General features: G+C 39.8%; 1 protein-coding gene. It reads left to right on the top strand.

Going from position 1 to position 342, the window contains the following annotated elements; genetic code table 11:
• Positions 1 to 299 (top strand): hypothetical protein (locus tag D0T87_RS24370; protein ID WP_203558785.1); only part of this gene is annotated, 299 nt, incomplete at its 5' end.
• Positions 300 to 342: the final 43 nt, after the last annotated feature.

Raw genomic sequence — 342 nt, 5'->3', positions numbered from 1 at the left:
TCTATTTTATAGTCTTCTATTTCCTTGTGATTCTGACTAATCGTTCGTTCGATATCTTCAATTCGCTTTTTATTGTGATAATTGCGATAATACCGCGCGAAGGCATATCAAACTGCAAGTTCACGCGTTCGCCATTGTTCTCCATCATCGTCATTTCGCCTTTACGACGGGTCACCATATCGAGCAACAATGGTCCTATTTCTTGTTACAGTAAAGCTGTAAGAACCACCATAGGTGTCCCTGACATGCTCAAGGAATTCATTTTCCCACTGTTGAGTGGTTTCATTGAAATACTTTAATTGCACATAATCACCGCTTTGCAAGGCAAGTTTTGAATCTGAA

This window comes from Bacteroides sp. 51 (assembly GCF_010500965.1).
GTDB lineage: Bacteria > Bacteroidota > Bacteroidia > Bacteroidales > Bacteroidaceae > Bacteroides.
Note: the sequence above shows the minus strand (reverse complement) of the source record. Positions and strands in the feature narration are given on the sequence as shown.